Annotated in this window: 16 protein-coding genes; 6 read left to right on the top strand and 10 right to left on the bottom strand. The window is 74.4% G+C overall.

The window, feature by feature from the left end; genetic code table 11:
• The first annotated feature begins 22 nt into the window (after positions 1 to 22).
• The gene (locus tag ABZ898_RS05385; RefSeq protein ID WP_361652990.1) at positions 23 to 577 is read left to right on the top strand and encodes a YbaK/EbsC family protein; all 555 of its coding nucleotides are present in this window, start codon (positions 23 to 25) and stop codon (positions 575 to 577) included.
• 10 nt (positions 578 to 587) lie between these two features.
• Here ABZ898_RS05385 and ABZ898_RS05380 read toward each other — a convergent pair whose 3' ends face one another.
• Positions 588 to 995 carry a CoA-binding protein gene (locus tag ABZ898_RS05380; protein WP_361652988.1) on the bottom strand — a complete coding sequence of 136 codons (408 nt, stop codon included), beginning with the start codon at positions 993 to 995 and terminating at the stop codon, positions 588 to 590.
• A gap of 143 nt (positions 996 to 1,138) precedes the next feature.
• Here ABZ898_RS05380 and ABZ898_RS05375 point away from each other — a divergent pair, with 143 nt between their 5' ends.
• Positions 1,139 to 1,876: a hypothetical protein gene (locus tag ABZ898_RS05375; RefSeq protein WP_361652986.1), complete on the top strand. Its 738-nt coding sequence runs from the start codon at positions 1,139 to 1,141 to the stop codon at positions 1,874 to 1,876.
• A 6-nt stretch (positions 1,877 to 1,882) separates the two neighbouring features.
• Here the strand turns inward: ABZ898_RS05375 and ABZ898_RS05370 are convergent, their stop codons facing one another.
• The gene (locus ABZ898_RS05370) at positions 1,883 to 3,865 is read right to left on the bottom strand and encodes an amino acid transporter (protein ID WP_361652984.1); all 1,983 of its coding nucleotides are present in this window, start codon (positions 3,863 to 3,865) and stop codon (positions 1,883 to 1,885) included.
• Positions 3,866 to 3,989: 124 nt separating this feature from the next.
• Between ABZ898_RS05370 and ABZ898_RS05365 the strand changes: the two genes are divergently transcribed.
• The 3 genes from ABZ898_RS05365 to ABZ898_RS05355 all read left to right on the top strand — a co-directional run bounded on the left by ABZ898_RS05365 (position 3,990) and on the right by ABZ898_RS05355 (position 8,846).
• On the top strand, positions 3,990 to 4,616 hold the full coding sequence (locus ABZ898_RS05365) for a YigZ family protein (RefSeq protein ID WP_361652982.1): 627 nt from the start codon (positions 3,990 to 3,992) through the stop codon (positions 4,614 to 4,616).
• Positions 4,617 to 4,695: 79 nt separating this feature from the next.
• Complete coding sequence (locus ABZ898_RS05360) at positions 4,696 to 5,859, top strand: exonuclease SbcCD subunit D (protein ID WP_361652980.1); 1,164 nt, start codon at positions 4,696 to 4,698, stop codon at positions 5,857 to 5,859.
• Positions 5,856 to 8,846 carry an SMC family ATPase gene (locus ABZ898_RS05355; protein ID WP_361652978.1) on the top strand — a complete coding sequence of 997 codons (2,991 nt, stop codon included), beginning with the start codon at positions 5,856 to 5,858 and terminating at the stop codon, positions 8,844 to 8,846. The genes ABZ898_RS05360 and ABZ898_RS05355 overlap by 4 nt, the downstream gene beginning before the upstream one ends.
• 42 nt (positions 8,847 to 8,888) lie before the next feature.
• Here ABZ898_RS05355 and ABZ898_RS05350 read toward each other — a convergent pair whose 3' ends face one another.
• The 6 genes from ABZ898_RS05350 to ABZ898_RS05325 all read right to left on the bottom strand — a co-directional run bounded on the left by ABZ898_RS05350 (position 8,889) and on the right by ABZ898_RS05325 (position 14,910).
• Positions 8,889 to 10,124 carry a cytochrome P450 gene (locus tag ABZ898_RS05350; RefSeq protein WP_361652976.1) on the bottom strand — a complete coding sequence of 412 codons (1,236 nt, stop codon included), beginning with the start codon at positions 10,122 to 10,124 and terminating at the stop codon, positions 8,889 to 8,891.
• A 46-nt stretch (positions 10,125 to 10,170) separates the two neighbouring features.
• Complete coding sequence (locus ABZ898_RS05345; protein WP_361652974.1) at positions 10,171 to 11,562, bottom strand: FAD-dependent oxidoreductase; 1,392 nt, start codon at positions 11,560 to 11,562, stop codon at positions 10,171 to 10,173.
• Positions 11,552 to 11,812, bottom strand: coding sequence for a ferredoxin (locus ABZ898_RS05340; protein WP_361652972.1), 261 nt, complete (start codon positions 11,810 to 11,812; stop codon positions 11,552 to 11,554). Before ABZ898_RS05340 ends, ABZ898_RS05345 begins: the two co-directional genes overlap by 11 nt.
• A gap of 107 nt (positions 11,813 to 11,919) precedes the next feature.
• Positions 11,920 to 12,591, bottom strand: coding sequence for a hypothetical protein (locus ABZ898_RS05335; protein ID WP_361652970.1), 672 nt, complete (start codon positions 12,589 to 12,591; stop codon positions 11,920 to 11,922).
• Between the two features lie 91 nt (positions 12,592 to 12,682).
• Positions 12,683 to 14,371 (bottom strand): DUF885 domain-containing protein, encoded by a 1,689-nt coding sequence (locus ABZ898_RS05330; RefSeq protein WP_361652968.1) that lies wholly within the window; start codon positions 14,369 to 14,371, stop codon positions 12,683 to 12,685.
• A gap of 53 nt (positions 14,372 to 14,424) precedes the next feature.
• On the bottom strand, positions 14,425 to 14,910 hold the full coding sequence (locus ABZ898_RS05325; protein ID WP_361652966.1) for an Lrp/AsnC family transcriptional regulator: 486 nt from the start codon (positions 14,908 to 14,910) through the stop codon (positions 14,425 to 14,427).
• A 59-nt stretch (positions 14,911 to 14,969) separates the two neighbouring features.
• Here ABZ898_RS05325 and ABZ898_RS05320 point away from each other — a divergent pair, with 59 nt between their 5' ends.
• Positions 14,970 to 16,169: a PLP-dependent transferase gene (locus ABZ898_RS05320; RefSeq protein ID WP_361652964.1), complete on the top strand. Its 1,200-nt coding sequence runs from the start codon at positions 14,970 to 14,972 to the stop codon at positions 16,167 to 16,169.
• Positions 16,170 to 16,264: 95 nt separating this feature from the next.
• Here ABZ898_RS05320 and ABZ898_RS05315 read toward each other — a convergent pair whose 3' ends face one another.
• Positions 16,265 to 17,614 carry a GNAT family N-acetyltransferase gene (locus tag ABZ898_RS05315; protein WP_361653134.1) on the bottom strand — a complete coding sequence of 450 codons (1,350 nt, stop codon included), beginning with the start codon at positions 17,612 to 17,614 and terminating at the stop codon, positions 16,265 to 16,267.
• A gap of 293 nt (positions 17,615 to 17,907) precedes the next feature.
• On the bottom strand, positions 17,908 to 18,744 hold the full coding sequence (locus ABZ898_RS05310) for an alpha/beta fold hydrolase (protein WP_361652962.1): 837 nt from the start codon (positions 18,742 to 18,744) through the stop codon (positions 17,908 to 17,910).
• Between the last annotated feature and the right edge of the window lie 130 nt (positions 18,745 to 18,874).

The following is an 18,874-nucleotide window of genomic DNA, read 5'->3' as shown; positions in this document are numbered from 1 at the left end:
CGCGGGCTGTTACCGTGCCGCCATGCGCGCGCCCATCGGAGACTTCGACAACGCCACCCCCGCCCCCGAGTGCCTGGCCGAGCTGACCCCACCGGTCGCCGACGCCGTACGGAACTGGCAGGGAGCGGTCCCCGCCGAACAGATCCTCTACGTCGACACCGACCCCGACCTCGCGGACACCGCCGTCTTCGTCGAGCACTACGGCGCCGACCTGCCCGAGCGCAGCGCCAACTGCGTGGTGGTGGCGGGCAAGCGCGGCGGCGAGACCACGCTCGCCGCCTGCCTGGTGCTCTCCCGGACCAAGGTGGACGTCAACGGCACGGTGCGCCGCCAACTGGGCGCCCGCAAGGCGTCGTTTGCCCCGATGGACCTGGCGACCGGCGAGACCGGCATGGAGTACGGCGGCATCACCCCGCTCGGACTCCCCGCCGCCTGGCCGGTGCTGATCGACTCGGCCGTGGTGGACCTGCCCTACGTCCTGGTCGGCAGCGGCCGCAGGCGCGGCAAACTCCTGCTTCCGGGAAAGGCGTTCGCCGAGATCCCCGGCGCGGTGGTCATCGAGGGGCTCGGGATCTAGACCGGGGGAACTAGCCGAGCCGGGGGATCTCGATCGCCGGGCAGGCGTCCATGACCATCTCCAGCCCCGCCGCCCGTGTCCGCCTGTACGCAGCCTCGTCCACGACCCCGAGCTGGAACCAGACCGCGCGGGCGCCCTTGGCCACCGCCTCGTCGGCGACCGCGCCGGCCAGCTCGCCGTTGACGAACACGTCGACCACGTCCACGTCGAACGGGATGTCGGCGAGGCTCGCGTACCCCTGCTCGCCCGCCACCGGCTCCGCCTTCGGGTGTACCGGCACCACCCGCTTGCCGTACCGCCGCAGCACCTCGGCGACCCCGTAGGCCGCCCGGGAACGGTTGCCGGAGAGGCCGACCACCGCCCAGGTGTCGCCCAGGTCGGTCAGGATGCTGCGGATCGTGGCGTCGTCGCCGTACACGGCGGCCTCCTCCAGGCGCGGGGAACTGTGCCACCGCGACAACAGCGGCCGTCGCGCGAGGATTCCCCCGCCCGGGGCCGCCACGCTGTCCGGAATCGGTACAAGGTGCTGCGTCCGGGCCCCCGCGCGCCTACGCTCGCTGCGTGCTGCGCATCCTCGACGCCCGGACCGGCGAGTCCGTCCCCGCCACCCCCGCCCGCCGGGGCCTGACCCGCGTGGAGGCTCACGCGGGCTGCCTCGACCTCACCGCGCTGCGAGTCCTGCTCGCCGCGGATCTCCTCGTCCGGGCCCTGGAACTCGGCGGCACCCCGGTCTGGACGATGCTCACCGCACCCCGTGAGCAGGCCGAACTCGGCACCGCGGCGACCGCGTTGAGCATCCGGCCGTTCGAGGACAGCCGGGACGTGGCGTCCGGCCTGGGGGAGGCGCAGGTGCTGCACGTGCGCGCGGCGACGCGGGAGCATCCCGGCGCCGGAGTGGTGGTCGCGGTGGCCCCGGCAGGCTGGGACGGCCCCGGGGACGACGTGCAGCGGCTCCTGGAGGACCCCGGCGCCCTGCGCCTCGCGCTGCTCTCCGTCCCGCGCGGCGAACCCGCCCGGCTGGACGACGCCGCGCTGGACGCGGCCGCGCGGACCGTGGCCGGGTGGCGGGCCGGGGTGGCCCGGTGGGGCAACCGGCCCTCGCGCCCGGTGCCGGACGAGGTGAGGGCCCGGCTCCGGGCCGCCTGGGAGGACGACCTCGACCTGCCCGCGGTGCTCGCGGTGCTGCGGGACGTGGCGGAGGCGCCCGATCTGCCGGACGGCGCCCGCTTCGAGACCTTCCTCTACGCCGACCGGCTGCTCGCCCTCGACCTCGCCGGGGACCTGGGCAACCCGGGGTGAGCCGGCTCAGCCGACGTGCACCCAGGGCCGCCGCTCCGGATCGCGCTCCGCGCGCCGCAGCACCTCGCGGGTGACCGGCGCCGCCTCGCCGTTGCCGAAGACCAGGAACTGGATGAGGTGGCCGACCGGGTTGCCCTCGGTCCAGTTGAAGTAGACGTGCGGCACCTTCCCGGTGCGGTCGCGCAGGGCCAGCAGGACGGCGGCGATGGTGTTGGGCACCGTCGGCCCGTCCGCGCGCAGCCGCCGTACCCCGTGCTTCTCGTCGCCGTGGACGGTGATCTCGGCGGTGAAGTCGGAGGAGTCCCGCACGAACACCTCCAGGAACACCACCGAGGCGCCCTTGGGCAGCCGGGTGTGCTGGCGCTGCTCGCGTTCCTTCTCCCGGTACTCCCGTCTGCTGTGCTCCTGCGGCTCGTTGGCGATGAGCTGGAGCGGGCCGTGCTCGGCGGCCTCGTCGATGATGCGCAGCGCGGCCTCGTCGAACACCACGTCGGTGGCGCGGAGTTCGAAGGCGCGGTGCACGCGTGAGCCGATCGAGGTGAGCAGGATCAGCACGATGAAGATGGACGCGATCTTGATGCCGTCGGGCCGCTCCACGACGTTGTCGACCAGGGTGTAGCCGAAGACGGCGGTGATGATCCCGAAGCCGGCCGTCGCCGCCCGGTGTCCGCGCCGGTGCGCGGAGACGGTGGAGGCGAAGGCCGCCGACAGCATCAGCACCAGGACGCCGGTCGCGTACGCCCCGCTCTGCGCGTCCACGCTCGCGTGGAACCACAGGGTGATCAGCACCGCCGCCACCAGGAACACCAGCACCAGGGGCCGCACCGCCCGGGTCCACTCCGGGGCCATGCCGTAGCGGGGCAGATAGCGCGGGACCAGATTGAGCAGCCCGGCCATCGCGGAGGCGCCCGCGAACCACAGGATGGTGATGGTGGAGAGGTCGTACACCGTGCCGAAGACCTCGCCGAGGTACTCGTGGGCCAGATAGGCGAGGGCGCGGCCGTTGGCGGGGCCGCCGGGCTCGAAGTCCCGCTCCGGGATCAGGATCGTCGTCGCCAGGCTGGACAGCAGCAGGAGGCAGCTCATGATCAGCGCGGCGGTGGTGAGCAGCTTGCGGGCACCCCGGACACGGCCCGCCGGGTTCTCGTACGTGTCCTGCGCGCCGCCCTTGATCTGCGGCATCACCGCCACCCCGGTCTCGAAGCCGGACATGCCGAGCGCGAGCTTGGGGAAGACCAGCAGGGCCACGCCGGCCATGGCGAGCGGGGAGGAGTGCTCCGCCGTGAGCAGGTCCGTCCAGTCCTCGATCCGTACCGGGTGGGTGAGGACCTCGTAGGCGCAGACCGCGAGCACCACCACGTTGAGCGTGAGATACGTGACGACCAGCGTGACCGCGATCCCGATGGCCTCCTTGAACCCCTTCAGGAAGACCGCGCCGAGCAGCCCGATCAGTACCAGGGTGATCCAGACGGCACGGCCCTCGGTCCAGTGCGGCGCGAACGGGTTCTCCATCACGTGCGCGGCCGCGTCCGCCGAGGACAAAGTGATGGTGATCATGAAGTCGGTGGCGGCGAACCCCAGCAGCACCAGCACCAGGATCTTCCCGGACCACCAGGACAGCAGCCGCTCCAGCATGGCGATCGAGCCCTCGCCGTGCGGGCTCTCCCGGGCCACCCTGCGGTACACCGGGAGCGCGCCGAAGAGGGTGAGCGCGATCAGCACCAGGGTGGCCAGCGGGGAGAGGGCGCCGGCCGCGAGGGCGGCGATGCCGGGCTGGTAGCCGAGCGTGGAGAAGTAGTCGACGCCGGTCAGGCACATCACCCGCCACCAGCGGTGGCCCCGATGCTCCGGGTCCGGGGTGCCGTGCGGGCCGGGGTGCCGTGCGGTCCGCTCGCTCAGCCCCTCCAGCAGCCAGCCGCGGCAGCGGGCCCGCACGGAGTCCGGGGCGGGCGCGCCGGGGTCCGGGGGCCGCGCGGGGACGCTGGTCATCGGGGGCCGCCTCCTCACCCGCGGCCCACCGCGCGGGCCGCCTGATCGCTGAGCGCATCTGCCCCCGCATCCTCCCCCGCACACCGGGGACGGGCGGGCACGGCGCTCCGCATAGGCTGGCGGGATGCAGGACGAGTACCGCACAGTGGCCCGCGCGGGTGTGCACGAGACCGAGATCAACCGCTCCCGCTTCCTGTGCGCGCTCGCCCCGGCCGCCACCGAGCGGGAGGCGCAGGAGTTCATCGCCAGGGTCCGCGGGGAGCACGCCGACGCCTCGCACAACTGCTGGGCGTACGTCATCGGCGCCGACGCCTCCACGCAGAGGGCCAGCGACGACGGCGAGCCCGGCGGCACCGCGGGCGTGCCCATGCTCCAGATGCTGCTGCGCCGTGACATGCGGTACGTCGTCGCCGTCGTCACCCGCTACTACGGCGGTGTGAAGCTCGGCGCGGGCGGGCTGATCCGCGCCTACGGCGGCTCGGTCGGCGAGGCGCTGGACGCGGTCGGCACCCGCACCCGGCGCCGCTACCGGCTGGCCACCGTGACCGTCGACCACCAGCGCGCGGGCAAGGTGCAGAACGACCTGCGCGCCACCGGTCGCGAGGTCCGCGAGGTGTCCTACGGCGAGGCGGTCGCCATCGGGATCGCCCTGCCGGACGCCGACGTGGACGCCTTCCGCGGGTGGCTCGCCGACGTCACGGCGGGCTCCGCCTCCTTCGAGCTGGGCGGCGAGGCGTACGGCGACGCCTGAAACGGGCCAATCGGGCATAACGCCCAAATCTGAAGCGACCGGGGCGCGTTGTCCGACCCTCCCGTTAGTCTCGGGGTCCATGAGACTCCTGCACACCTCCGACTGGCATCTCGGCCGGGCCTTCCACCGGGTGAACATGCTCGGCGCCCAGGCCGAGTTCATCGGTCACCTCGTCGCCACCGTGCGCGAGCGGGCCGTGGACGCCGTCGTGGTCTCGGGAGACGTGTACGACCGCGCGGTGCCCCCGCTGGCCGCGGTCGAGCTGTTCGACGACACGCTGCACCGGCTCGCCGGCCTCGGCGTGCCCACCGTGATGATCTCCGGCAACCACGACTCGGCCCGCCGCCTCGGCGTCGGCGCCGGACTCATCGACCGCGCGGGCATCCACCTGCGCACCGACCCGGCCGCCGCCGGCACCCCCGTCGTCTTCGCCGACGACCACGGCGACGTCGCCTTCTACGGCCTGCCCTACCTCGAACCCGCCCTGGTCAAGGACGAGTTCGCGGTACCGAAGGCCGGCCACGAGGCCGTGCTCGCCGCCGCCATGGACCGCGTCCGCGCCGACCTCGCCGCCCGCGCCCCCGGCACCCGCTCCGTCGTCCTCGCCCACGCCTTCGTCACCGGCGGCGAGGCCAGCGACAGCGAGCGGGACATCACGGTCGGGGGAGTGTCCGCCGTCCCCGCCGGGATCTTCGACGGCGTGGACTACGTCGCCCTCGGCCACCTGCACGGCTGCCAGCGGATCAGCGAGCGCGTCCGCTACTCCGGCTCCCCGCTCGCCTACTCCTTCTCCGAGGCCGACCACCGCAAGAGCATGTGGCTCGTCGACCTCGACGCCCAGGGCGCCGTCACCGCCGAGCGCCTCGACTGCCCGGTCCCGCGCCCGCTGGCCCGCGTCCGGGGCACGCTGGAGGAACTGCTCGCCGATCCCGCCCTCGGCCGCCACGAGGACTCCTGGGTCGAGGCCACCCTCACCGACGCCGTCCGGCCCGCCGACCCCATGGCCCGCATCGCCGCCCGCTTCCCGCACACCCTCAGCCTCGTCTTCGCCCCCGAGCGCACCGAGGACGACCCCGCCGTGTCCTACGCCCGGCGCCTCGCGGGCCGCAGCGACCAGCAGATCGCCGAGGACTTCGTCACCCATGTGCGCGGCGCCGGCCCCGACGAGCGGGAGACGGCCGTGCTGCGCGACGCCTTCGACGCCGTACGCGCCGACGACGTGGTGCGGGAGGTCGCCCGATGAGGCTGCACCGGCTCGACATCACCGCCTTCGGCCCCTTCGGCGCCGCCCAGAGCGTCGACTTCGACGCCCTCTCGGCCGCCGGACTCTTCCTGCTGCACGGCCCGACCGGCGCCGGGAAGACCTCCGTCCTCGACGCCGTCTGCTACGCCCTGTACGGCTCCGTCCCCGGCGCCCGCCAGAGCGGCCAGGGCACCCACCTGCGCAGCGACCACGCCGAACCGGGCACCCGTACCGAGGTCCGGCTCGAACTCACCGTGGCGGGACGCCGACTGGAGATCACCCGGCAGCCCCCGTGGGAGCGGCCCAAGAAGCGCGGCACCGGCACCACCCTCGACAAGGCCCAGACCTGGCTGCGCGAGTACGACGCCGTGCGCGGCGCCTGGAAGGACCTCAGCCGCTCGCACAATGAGATCGGCGAGGAGATCACCCAGCTCCTCGGCATGAGCCGCGAGCAGTTCTGCCAGGTCGTCCTGCTGCCCCAGGGCGACTTCGCCCGCTTCCTGCGCGCCGACGCCGAGGCACGCGGCAAGCTCCTCGGCCGCCTCTTCGACACCCGGCGCTTCGCCGACGTGGAGAAGCGGCTCGCCGACCGCAGGCGCGCCACCGAGGCGCGGCTGCGCGAGGGCGACACCGCCCTGCTCGCCGACGCCCACCGCATGCAGCAGGCGGCCGGTGACGCCATGGAGCTGCCCGGCCACACGCCCGGCGACCCAGGGCTCGCCGTGGCGGTCCTCGCGGCCGCCGCCGTGGCCCGCAGCGCTGCCCGCGAACGCCTCACCGTGGCCCACTGCGGGCTCACCGCGGCCGAGTCGGCCCATACCCGTGCCCAGGAGGAGCTGGCCTCCGCCCGCGAACTCGCCCGCCTCCAGCAGCGGTTCACCGAGGCGCGGGAGCGCGCCGCGCGCCTGGCCGGGCGGGACGGGGAGCACGAGGAAGAGCGGGCTCGCATGGAGCGCGGCCGCAAGGCGGAGACCGTGGCACCCGCGCTGGAGCTGCGCGAGGACGCCGAACGGACCCACCGGCGGGCCGTCCGGGCCGAGGAGGACGCCCGGCGCGCCCTGCCCGGGGACCAGGCGGACTCCGGCGCCCCCGGACTCGCGGCCGCCGCCCGGCGCGCGGCCGAGGAACTCGGCTCCCTCGCCTCCGCCCGCCGCGCCGAGCACCGGCTCACCGAACTGCTCGCCGAGCGCGCCGGCCTCGACCGCGAGGAGCGCGCCGACGAGGACGCCGCCCGCGAGGCGGACGCGTGGCTCGACGGCTGGGAGCCCGCCCGCGCCGCCCTCCAGGCCCGCATCGACTCCGCCCAGGAGGCCGCGTCCCGCGCCGAGTCCCTCGCGGCCCGGCGCGACCCCGCCCGGCGGCGGCTCGAAGCCGCCCGCCGCCGCGACCGGCTGACCTCGGAGGCGGCGGCCGCCGAACGCCGGGCCCTCGACGCCGGTCAGCACGCCCAGGACCTGCGCGGGCGCTGGCTCGACCTCAAGGAACAGCGCCTGACCGGCATCGCCGCCGAGCTGGCCGCCCACCTCACCGACGGCGCCCCCTGCGCGGTCTGCGGAGCCACCGAGCACCCCGCACCGGCCCGCAAGGACGCCGGACACGTGGACCGGGACGCCGAGCAGCGCGCCTTCGACGCCCACCAGGAGGCCGAGCGGGACCACGTCGCGCGCACCCGGAACAGCACCGAGCTGCGGGCCGCGCTGGACGCCGTCACCACCGAGGTCGGGGACACCCCCGCCGACCACATCGCCGCCGAAACCGGCGCACTGGAGCGGGAGTTCGAGCAGGCTCGCCGGGACGCCTCCGCCCTGCACCCCGCCCACGAGGAACTGCGCCGGGCCGAGGGGGAGCGCGAGCAGCGGCTCCAGGCCCGCCAGCGGTCCGCCGTCCGGGCCGCCGCCCGGCTCACCCGGCGCGACACCCTCGACCGCGAACAGGGCACCTTGGAAGCCGAGTTGACCCAGGCGCGCGGAACAGCCGAGAGCGTCGCCGCCCGCGCCGCCCAACTGGAGCGGCTCGCGGCCGTGCTCACCGAGGCCGCCGACACCGCGCGCACCGCCGAGGAGGCGGCCGTCCGCCTGAAGGAGGCCGACGCCAGGCTGGCCGACGCGGCCTACCGCGCGGGGTTCGACACCCCGGGCGCGGCGGCCGATGCCCTGCTCGACCCCGCCGCCCACCGGGCGCTCCAGCACCGCCTGGACGCCTGGCAGTCGGAGGAGGCCGCGGTACGCGCCGCGCTCGCCGAACCCGAGACGGCGGCCGCGTCCCGGCAGGCCCCCGCCGACGTCAGCGCCGCCCAGGAGCGCGCCCTGGCCGCCGAGCGCCGGCTGCGCGGGGCCGCCTCCGCACGCGACGCCGCCCAGCGGGCCACCACCGAGTTGGACCGCCTCTCCGCCCGCGCCGAGGACGGCGCCCGGAGCCTGGCCCCGCTGCGCGAGGAGTACGACCGGGTGGCCCGGCTCGCCGCCCTCGCCGCCGGCACCAGTGCGGACAACGAACGCCGGATGCGCCTGGAGTCGTACGTCCTGGCCGCCCGGCTGGAGCAGGTCGCCGCCGCCGCGACCGCGCGCCTCAGGCTGATGTCCGCCGGGCGTTACACCCTCGTCCACTCCGACGACCGCAGCGGACGCGGGCGCAGCGGGCTCGGGCTGCACGTCGTGGACGCCTGGACCGGCCGGGAGCGGGACACCGCCACCCTGTCCGGCGGCGAGACCTTCTTCGCCTCCCTCGCCCTGGCCCTCGGCCTCGCCGACGTGGTCACCGACGAGGCGGGCGGGGTCCGCCTGGACACCCTCTTCATCGACGAGGGCTTCGGCAGTCTCGACGACCAGACGCTCGACGAGGTCCTCGACGTGCTGGACTCGCTGCGCGAACGCGACCGCAGTGTCGGCATCGTCAGCCACGTCGGCGACCTGCGCCGCCGCATCCACGCCCAGCTGGAGGTCGTCAAGGACAGGACGGGTTCCTCGCTGCGGCGGCGCGGAGTCTGAGCCCTCGGCGTCCGAGGCGTCCGAGCCCTCGGCGTCCGAGTCTCAGGGGGCCAGACCGTCGAAGGCCACCGTCAGATGGCGCGGGCCGCGCAGCACCGCGTTCGGCCGGTACGGCGGCGGGTCCGCCACCAGGCGCGGGTTCTGCAGCCGCCGGGCCAGCTCGGCCAGCGCGATCTGCGTCTCCAGCCGTGCCACCGGGGCGCCGAAGCAGCTGTGGATGCCGCTGCCGAAGCCGAGGTGCTGGAGGTCGTCCCGGTCGGGGTCGAAGCGCTCCGGGTCCTTGAAGCGCTCCGGGTCCCGGTTGCCCGCCGCCAGCATCAGCCAGATCCGCGACCCCTTGGGGATCGTCACCCCGCGCACCTCGATGTCGGTGATGCAGGTGCGCTGCGGGACGAGCTGCACCGGAGGCTCGTACCGCAGCAGCTCCTCCACGATCCTGACCGCCGACTCCGGCTCCTCGCGCAGCCGCTGGAGGTACTCGGGGTGGCGCAGCAGCGTCAGCATCCCGTTGGTGATCAGGTTGACGGTGGTCTCATGACCGGCGATCAGCAGCAGCACGGCCGTGCTGAGCACCTCCATCATGGTCATGGCGCCGTCCGGTCCCTTCCCGGCGGCCAGGTCGGACAGCATGTCGTCGCGCGGGTCCTTGGTGCGCTCCTCCACCAGCCCGGCCAGATACATGCCGAGCTGCGTCCGCGCCTCCTGCGCCCTCTGCACGAACTCGGGGTCCGCGCTCTGCCGGGTCTCCGGGTCGAGGCTCGCGACCAGCGGGTCCACCCAGGAACGGAACCTCGGCTCGTCCTCGCGGGGCACCCCGAGCAGCCGGCAGATCACGGTCACCGGGAACGGGTAGGCGAACTGGTCCACCAGGTCGATCTCGGTCTGGCCGGCGAGCCCGTCGATCAGCTCGGTGACGATGGCGTGCAGCTCGCCCCGCATGTCGTCGACCCGGCGCGGCTCGTGCGGCGGCCCGAAGGCGCTGTTGGCGATGCGCCGCAGCCGGTCGTGCTCCGGCGGGTCGAGCCGGATGAACGACGGCGGCAGCCCGGTGCTCTCCGACTGCAGCTCGTCCGCCCCCGCCGCCGTCAGGTTGGCCGCGTCGGAGCTGATCCGGGGGTCGTGCAGCAGGCTCTCGATGTCCCAGAACGAGCTGATGACGTACGGGCCGTCCGCGTCCTCGTGCAGCACGGGGGTGCGGCGCAGCTCGGCGTAGAGCGGGTAGGGGTCGGCGCGGTTGGCGAAGTCGGTGATCCGGTCCACCAGCGGGCGTTGCGTCATGACAGGTCCTTGGGGCGTCGAGGGTGCCGGGAGCGCCGGACGGCGGTCAGTGGTGGCCGGGCGTGAACACCAGGCGGCGGTCCGCCGGTGAGTAGCCGCTGAGGGTCACGGTCGGGCCGTGCGTCGGCAGGGACGGGTCGGGGAAGTCCGCCGCCACCGGCTGCCGCCCCTCTGGACGGCGGTCCGTCGTGGGGTACTCGACCGGGAACGGCGCGCCCTGCTCGATCTGCCGCTGGCAGTACTCCAGCCAGCGCGCGTTGTCGAAGGTCACGGCGGCCACGATCCGGCCCTGGAAGCCGTACACGCCGACGAACCGGCGCTCGGCCAGCGACCCCTGGATGATCATCAGTTCCTCGCCCATGGGCGGCACGCCCACCGACTTGATGTTCACGCCGAACTGCGAGGACCAGAAGGCGGGCATCCAGATGTGCGGGCGCCGGTCGGAGGCGGGGCAGATCATGTTGTGCGCGGCCGTCTCGGCCTGCGCCACCGCGTTGCCCCAGTGCTCCAGCGACAGGAACTGGTAGCCGAACATCGGGTGCGGGGAGCGGGCCACGTCCCCGGCGACGAACACGTCGTCGGTGACGATCCCCCGGAAGTCGAACGCCCGGCAGCCCGCGTCGCTGGCGATGCCGCGCGGCCCCGCGCCGAGCCCCGAACCGTTCAGCCACTCGGTGTTGCGCTGCGAGCCCAGCGAGACCACCACGACGTCCGCCTCGACCACGCTCTCGTCGGACAGGTGCACCGCCCGCACCCTGCCCAACGGGTCGCCCTCCAGCGCGGTCACCGTGACATGGGTGCGCAGGTCCACGCCGTTCTCCCGGTGGAGGTCGGCGGCGACCGCCCCGATCACCCCGCCGAGCGCGCCCACCAGCGGGGCGCCCGCGCGTTCCGCGACGGTGACCTCCAGGCCCATCTCACGGCAGGCCGAGGCGACCTCGGACCCGGCGAACCCGGCCCCGATCACCACCACCCGCCGCGCCCCCGCCCGCAGCTTCTCGGTGAGCGCGGTCGCGTCGTCGCGGGTGCGGAGCACGAACACGCCGTCCAGCTCCGCCTCCTCGGGGATCGGCCAGAGGCGGGCCCGCACACCGGTGGCGATCAGCAGCCGGTCGTAGTCCACCTCCTCGCCGTCCGCGAGCAGCACCCGCTTGCCCGTCAGGTCCAGCCCGGCCGCCGGTACGCCGAGCCGCCACTCGGCGTCCAGCTCCCGGCGCCGGGGCAGCTCGGTGTGCTCGGGCGACGCCTTGCCCAGCAGCACCGACTTGGACAGCGGCGGCCGGTCGTACGGCTCGTACGGTTCGTCGCCGACCAGGGTGAGGGAGCCGGTGAAGCCCTCCTCGCGCAGCGTCTCGGCGGCGCGCAGTCCGGCCAGCGAGGCGCCCACGATCACGATCCGGCCCTCGCGGCGCAGCCAGTCCACGTAGTCAGCGGCCATCGCGCGGCTCCCAGGGAGCTCCGCTGAGGACCTGCTCGCGCTCGGCGGGGGCGCCCTGGTGCAGGCCCTCCACCGTGATCGCCTGCACCGGGCACGCGGCGGCGGCCCGCGCGACCGCGTCGCGCTGCTCGTCGGCGGCGCGCGGGTCGTACAGCAGCGCCTCCTCGCCGTGCATGGTGAAGACGTCGGGGGCGAGGAACGCGCACTGGGCGTATCCCTGGCACTTGTTGAGATCGACGACGATCCGCATCGACGCTCGCCCTTCCCGCTGGCCTGCTCCGGTCGTCCCCCCGACCGTAAGCATCGGTGTGCCCAGGGCCGGGCCGCGCGCCGGGACCGGCCGATCGGGTGAGCGGCTCAGGAAGCCCTCACGCGCCGCCGCCGCCCGCTGACCAGCAGGATGTGCACGCTGAGCAGCAGCGACCAGGCGGGGAAGACCAGTTCCGCCCACGGCACGTTCGAGGAGACGAAGAGCAGCAGCAGCGCGCTGACGGCGCCCACCGCCGTCAGCCAGCGCGGCAGCACCCCCATCCGCTTGCCGATCACCGACATCGACGACACGAAGACCGCCGCCATCCGCATCGCGTAGTCCGTCATCAGCGTGTACGCGAAATGGCGGCCGAAGTCCCAGGCGGCGGTCGACGGCGCACCGCCGGCCGGGTGCGCCACGGCCAGCACGGCCGACGCCGCCGCGGCCGCGCCGAACAGCGTCGCGGTGAAGACCAGCCCGCTGCCCAGCAGCACGGTCGCCAGGAACCGGTCCTCCACATCGCCCACATGGGAACGCACGGCCCCCAGGAACCACAGGAAGAAGATGCCGGCGAACGGGATCAGCGCCAGCGCCGTCACCACCGCGTCCCGCCGCGTCGAGTCCGTGAACCCGTCGGCGCTCGCCGCGTCGGCCCCCTCGGGGATGCCGAGCCGCATCAGGACGATCGTCGCCGCCAGCAGCAGCGCGAAGACCACCCCGGCCAGCCCGGCCGCCCGCGGTGTCTCCAGCGCCCGCCGGCCCGGCCTGTCACGCTGCATGAACGGCCCACCTCCCTCGTACGACGGCCTCCCGCACCAGCAAGCAGCCGGTACGGGAGGCGCGCCACCGCGAGAGGGCCGTACGGCCGAGTCAGAGCCGGGCCAGCTCGTCCACCAGGTCGTCCAGGCCCAGCGAACCCTGGGACAGCGCCGCCATGTGCCAGGTCTTCAGGTCGAAGGCGTCGCCGTGCCGCTCGGCGGCCCGCTCCCGGCCCGTCAGCCAGGCCCGCTCGCCCAGCTTGTAGCCGATCGCCTGCCCCGGCATCGTCAGATAGCGGGTCAGCTCGCTCACCACGAAGTCCGCCGGACGGCTGCTGTGCGCCCGGAAGAACTCCTCCGCCAGCTCCGGCGTCCACCGCTCACCGGGACGGAACGGCGAGTCCGCCGGGATCTCCAGACCCAGGTGCATGCCGATGTCGATGATCACCCGGACCGCGCGCATCATCTGCGCGTCCAGGTAGCCGAGCCGCTCCTCCGCGTCCCCGAGGTAGCCCAGCTCGTCCATCAGCCGCTCCGCGTACAGCGCCCAGCCCTCGACGTTGGCGCTGACCATGCCCACCGTCGCCTGGTAGCGCGACAGGTCGGCGGCGACGTGCGCCCACTGCGCCAGCTGGAGGTGATGGCCGGGCACGCCCTCGTGGTACCAGGTGGAGACGAGGTCGTACACCGGGAACCGGGTCTCGCCCATGGTCGGCAGCCAGGTCCGCCCCGGCCGGGAGAAGTCCTCCGAGGGACCCGTGTAGTACGGGGCCGCCGCGCCGCCCGGCGGGGCGATGCGGGACTCCACCCGCCGCACCCGCTCGGCGAGTTCGAAGTGGGTGCCGTCCAGGTCGGCGATGGCCCGGTCCATCAGGCCCTGGAGCCACTCCCGGACCTCGTCCACGCCCTCGACGTGCCGGCCGTGCTCGTCCAGGTGCGCCAGCGCCACCCACGGCGTCTTCGCGCCCGGGAGCACCTTCTGCGCCTCCTTCTCCATCTCGCCGAGCAGCCGGTGGAACTCCGCCCAGCCGTAGGCGTACGCCTCGTCCAGGTCCAGGTCGGTGCCGTTGAAGTAGCGGGCGCCGCGGGCGTACCGCTCGCGGCCCGCCGTGTCCGGGGCGCCCGCGACGGCCGGGGCGTACACGTCCCGCATCCAGTCGCGCAGCAGGGCCACCGAGGCGGTCGCCGCGCGGGCCGCCTCGTCCAGCTCGGCGCGCAGCGCCTCCGGGCCCGCGGCGGCGAAGTCCTCGAACCAGCCGCGCCCCTCGCCGGTGTCCGCCCACTCGGTGAGCTGCTCGACGAAGGTCGCCGTCGGCCGGGGCGCCGCGTGCAGCCCGCGCTCCAGGCCCAGCGCGAGGGAGGCGCGATAGCCCTCGTAGGCGGCCGGGACCGCGCGCAGCCGCTCGGCGATCGCCGCCCAGTCCTCCTCGGTCTCCTGCGGGGTCACGGAGAAGATGTCCCGCACCGAGTGGCCCGGCGTGTGCATGTTGCCGACCGCGCGCAGGTGTTCGTCCCCGTCGTGCATGGCCAGTTCGGCGGTCAGCCGCTCCCGCAGCAGCCGCCCGCAGCGGCGCTCGGCGTCACTGTCCGCGCCGGGCAGCCGCTCGGCCTCGTCCAGCGCGGCGAGCGTCGCCCGCGCCAGGCCGGCCAGCGCGTCCCGGCCGGCGGGGGAGTAGTCGGGCAGCCGGCCGGAACTCTCCCGCACGCCGAGGTAGGTGCCGGTGACCGGGTCGAGGGCGATGAGGTCGTCGACGTAGGAGTCGGCGACCTGACGGGGCAGCAAGCTCTTCGTATCGGACATGGCGCCCATCCTGCTGCCGGGAGTGCCTCCGCGTCACCCGTGCACCGGCCATTTCAGCTCTCGGCATGACCGGGCGGCAGCAGCGGCCCGCACTCCCACTGCTGGAAGATCAGCCGGGTCTCCACCCGCGCCACTTCGCGGTGCGCGGTGAACTCGTCAAGCACCAGCCGCTGGAGGTCGGCCATGTCGGCGACGGCCACATGCACCAGATAGTCGTCCGGGCCGGTCAGATGGAACACCGTCCGCGCCTCCGGCATCGCCCGGATGCGCTCCACGAACGGCCCGACCAGCTCCCGCCGATGCGGTCTGACCTGCACCGACAGCAGCGCCTGCAGGCCACGCCCCAGCTTCGCCGGGTCCAGCCGCAGTTGATGGCCGAGGATCACGCCCGACCGGCGCAGCCGGGCCACCCGGTCCAGACAGGTCGACGGCGCCACCCCCACCCGCGCGGCGAGATCGCGGTACGTGGTCCGGGCGTCGTTCTGCAGCAGCCGGAGCAGGTGCAGATCCACCGGGTCCAGTACGACGGAGGCGTCCATCGGCCGAACGTAACACGGCCCATCGCCCCGCGGACCCGTCCGGTGTTCACCCTTCGGGCATGGAATCGAGCAGCAACGGCGCCGCCGACACCGTACGCACCACGACCAGGGCACTGGCCACCGAGGCCGTGCACGCCGGACGGGAGGGTCTGGCCGCACAGGGCCTGCACACCCCGCCCATCGACCTGTCCACCACCTACCCCTCCTACGACAGCAGGGAGGAGGCCGCCCGCATCGACGCGTTCGCCGCCGACGGCGTCCTGCCCGAGGGGCAGCCCGTGTACGCCCGGCTCGGCAACCCGACCGTGGCCCGCTTCGAGACAGGGCTCGCCCGGCTCGAAGGCACCGGGGCGGCCGTCGCGTTCGCCAGCGGCATGGCCGCGCTCAGCGCGGTCCTGCTCGCCCGGTCGGCCGCGGGCCTGCGCCATGTGGTCGCCGTCCGCCCGCTGTACGGATGCAGCGACCACCTGCTGACCGCCGGACTGCTCGGCACCGAGGTCACCTGGACCGACCCGGCCGGGGTCGCCGACGCGATGCGCCCCGACACCGGACTGGTGCTGGTGGAGTCGCCGGCCAACCCCACCCTCACCGAGATCGACCTCCGCGCCGTCGCCCACTCCTGCGGCTCCGTGCCGCTGCTCGTCGACAACACCTTCGCCACGCCCGTCCTGCAGCGTCCCGCCGAGCACGGCGCGCGGCTGGTGCTGCACAGCGCCACCAAGTACCTCGGCGGGCACGGTGACGTGATGGCCGGAGTCGTCGCCTGCGACGAGGAGTTCGCCGGGGAACTGCGGCGGATACGGTTCGCCACCGGCGGGGTGCTGCATCCGCTGGCGGGCTATCTGCTGCTGCGCGGGCTCACCACGCTGCCGGTCCGGGTGCGCGCCGCCTCCGCGACCGCCGCCGAACTGGCCCGCAGGCTCGGCGAGGACCCGCGCGTGGCCCGCGTCCACTACCCGAAACTGGGCGGCGCCATGGTCGCGTTCGAGACGTACGGCGACCCGCACGAGGTGATCGCCCGCGTCCGGCTGATCACCCCGGCGGTCAGCCTGGGCAGCGTCGACACCCTCATCCAGCACCCGGCGTCCATCAGCCACCGCATCGTGGACGCCGCCGACCGGCACGGCTCCGGGGTGGGCGACCGGCTGCTGCGGCTCTCGGTCGGTCTGGAGGACGCCGACGACCTGTGGGCGGACCTGTCCGGCGCGCTGGGGGAGCCGGCCCGGGTCCCGGTGCCGCTGCACGAGGCCGTCAACTGACCCGTTCCATCAGGGGAACCCCATGACGACGGCCCGGCGGCCGGTCACCGCCGGGCCGTCCGTCCGCCCGTCCGTCCTTCCGCCCTTCCGGCAGGTCAGAGCCGGACCCGCTCCTCGTCGCCCGCACGCGGGGCGCCGGTCCGGGCGGGGGCCAGCCGGGCGGTGATGACGAGCGTGCCCTCCTCGACCTGGTAGTCCAGGGGCAGTCCGAGCCCGCGCATCGCCGCGACCATGCCGGTGTTGGCGGAACGGGTCACCGCGTACACGCTCGCGCAGCCCGCCTCCACCGCCATCCGCACCAGGCGCTCCAGCAGCTCGGTGCCGACCCCGCGCCGCTGCCAGTCGTCCTCGACCAGCAGGGCGACCTCGGTCTCCTCGCCGTCCCACAGCAGATGACCGAGGGCCACCAGCCGGCCCGACGCGGTGTGCGCGGCGATGGTGCGGCCGAAGCGCGGGCTGAGCAGGTGGTCCAGGTAGCGGTCCGCGTCGCGGACCGGGCCGTGGTAGCGCAGGTCCAGGGTGCGCTCCGAGCAGCGTTCGTGCATCGCCCTGGCCGCGTCCAGATCGCCGGTGTCGACCCTGCGTACGGTGATGGCGTTGCCCTCGGGCAGCGTCAGCACGTCACGGGAGCGCGGGATGCGCGGGCCGAGCCGGCTGTCCAGCTCCACCAGCGCCCGCGCCCGCGCGAACTCGGTCGGGGTGAACGGCAGATGGGGCCGTTCCACGCTCAGCACGCCTCCGTCGGGCGCCCGCAGCCGCAGCACGGTGTCCTCCAGCGTCCCCTCGGCCGGCACCGGCTCGCCCTTCGTGCCCGCGGGCAGGGAGCGGATCGTGCACCGGCCCAGCAACTGGCGCAGCGCCAGCGGAAGTTCGGCCGCGTCCAGGGCGGTGCGGGTGGCGAGGCCGAGGATGCGGGTGGGGGCGTCCACCAGGTCGTGGGCGTCGGCCCGCTCGGTCCAGGTGGAGCTGCCGCCCGACTCCGCGACCACACGGGTCAGTTCGGCCACCGTCAGGGTGCCGGGCGCCCGCAGCAGGAACTCGTCCACCGTGCCGTCGGCCAGGGGGTGGGTCTGCAGGCTCAGGATGTCGACCCGGTGCCTGGCCAGCGCTGTGCACAGCGCGGCCAGCGATCCGGGTTCGTCCCGTACGGTCGTGCGCATCCGCCACAGGGTGTCGTCCGCCGCCCGCCCGGACTGCCCGGCCGGGTGCGCGGAAGCGCTCGGCCGGGCGCCGGTATCGCCGGTGCCGGCGGTGGGAGGTGCGTGCACATGACGCCGTGCCCACCAGGTGTGGAAACCGGCGGTCGCGGCCAGCGCGAGCGCCGAGATCAGCAGCAGCGCGGGGCCGTCGGGGCCGTGCCCGATCAGGTTCGCCACCCCGTCGGCCACCGCGACGGCCGTGAACAGCGCCGCGAGCTCGACGAGGTCCCGTCGCCAGTGGTGCACGGGCCGCCCGTGCCGGGTCCGTGCCGGCTGCCGGGTCGAGGTCCGGTTCGTTCGAGAGAGGTCCGCAGTCATGCGGCCACTGTGCAGGAGTGGTGTTGCGTGATCACGAACGCTCTGTGACCGATGGGTTAAGCATGCTTGTGCCCGAATTCGTCGCGCTTTGAACCATCGGCGGGCGAACACGACAGGACGTCAGAAACGCTGCTCGTCAGGGCAGTTGGCGTGCCGCGCTCCGGGGGATGACGCCGGTGCGCGACACGCTGTCGAGGGTACGGGACTTCCGGACCGGCCGGTCAGCCGCGGCTGCTGCCGTCGAGGATCACGCGGGCGACGAGCGCCGGGTCGTCGTTCATCGGCACGTGCCCGCAGCCCGGCAGCCGCACCAGCCGGGCGTGCGGGATGAGCCGCTTGGCCCTCACTCCCTGCCGGCGCAGGAGGATGCGGTCGTGCGCGCCCCAGGCCAGCGTGACCGGAACACCGGCCAGCGCGTCGGTGAACCGCACGGTGGCGCCGGTCCGCAGCGTCGCCTCGAACCCGGTGGCCCCGGCCAGGGCCAGCGTCTCGGCGACCACCGCCTCCGGGGCCCGGCGCGCGGGACGGCGGTAGATCGTGCTGGTCAGCGCGGTCCGGCCGGCCGCGCTGCGCGACAGCCGCTCCACCATCGGCAGCGGCATCCGCTGGGCCAGCCCGCGCATGGTGAGCAGCACCCCGAAGGCGTAGCGCCGCTCCGCCTCGGTCCAGAACCCCGCGGGCGCCAGCGCCGTGACGGACCGTACGGACTTCGTCCGGCCCAGCTCCAGCGCGAGGAGTCCGCCCAGCGAGTTCCCGGCCACGTGCGGGCGGTCCAGGCCGAGCGCCTCGAACAGCGACCCCAGCACGGAGTCGGTGGTCGCCAGGTCGTAGGCGAGGCCGTTCGGCAGGCCCGGCGAGGCGCCGAAGCCGGGCAGGTCCACGGCGACGACCTCGCGCTCGGTCGCCAGGATGTCCACCACCGGGTCCCACGCCTGGCGGTGGTGCCCGATGCCGTGCAGCAGCACCAGCGGATCACCCCGCCCCACCCGCTGGTACGAGACGGTCACATCCTTCGTCCCGGCCGGGGCGGGAACCTTGAAGGAGACGGTGGCGGACATACGGAACTCCCCAACTGCCGGACTGCTGACGGACGCCGTGGACAGCTTGTCAGCAATTGCTACCGGCGGGTAGCCCCCGCGCCGTGCCGCGCGTCGCCGGTGCCCCGCGCCCCTTCCCGCCATGATCCGG

The organism is Streptomyces sp. NPDC046860 (assembly GCF_040645115.1).
In the GTDB taxonomy this organism is placed as follows: Bacteria; Actinomycetota; Actinomycetes; order Streptomycetales; family Streptomycetaceae; genus Streptomyces.
Note: the sequence above shows the minus strand (reverse complement) of the source record. Positions and strands in the feature narration are given on the sequence as shown.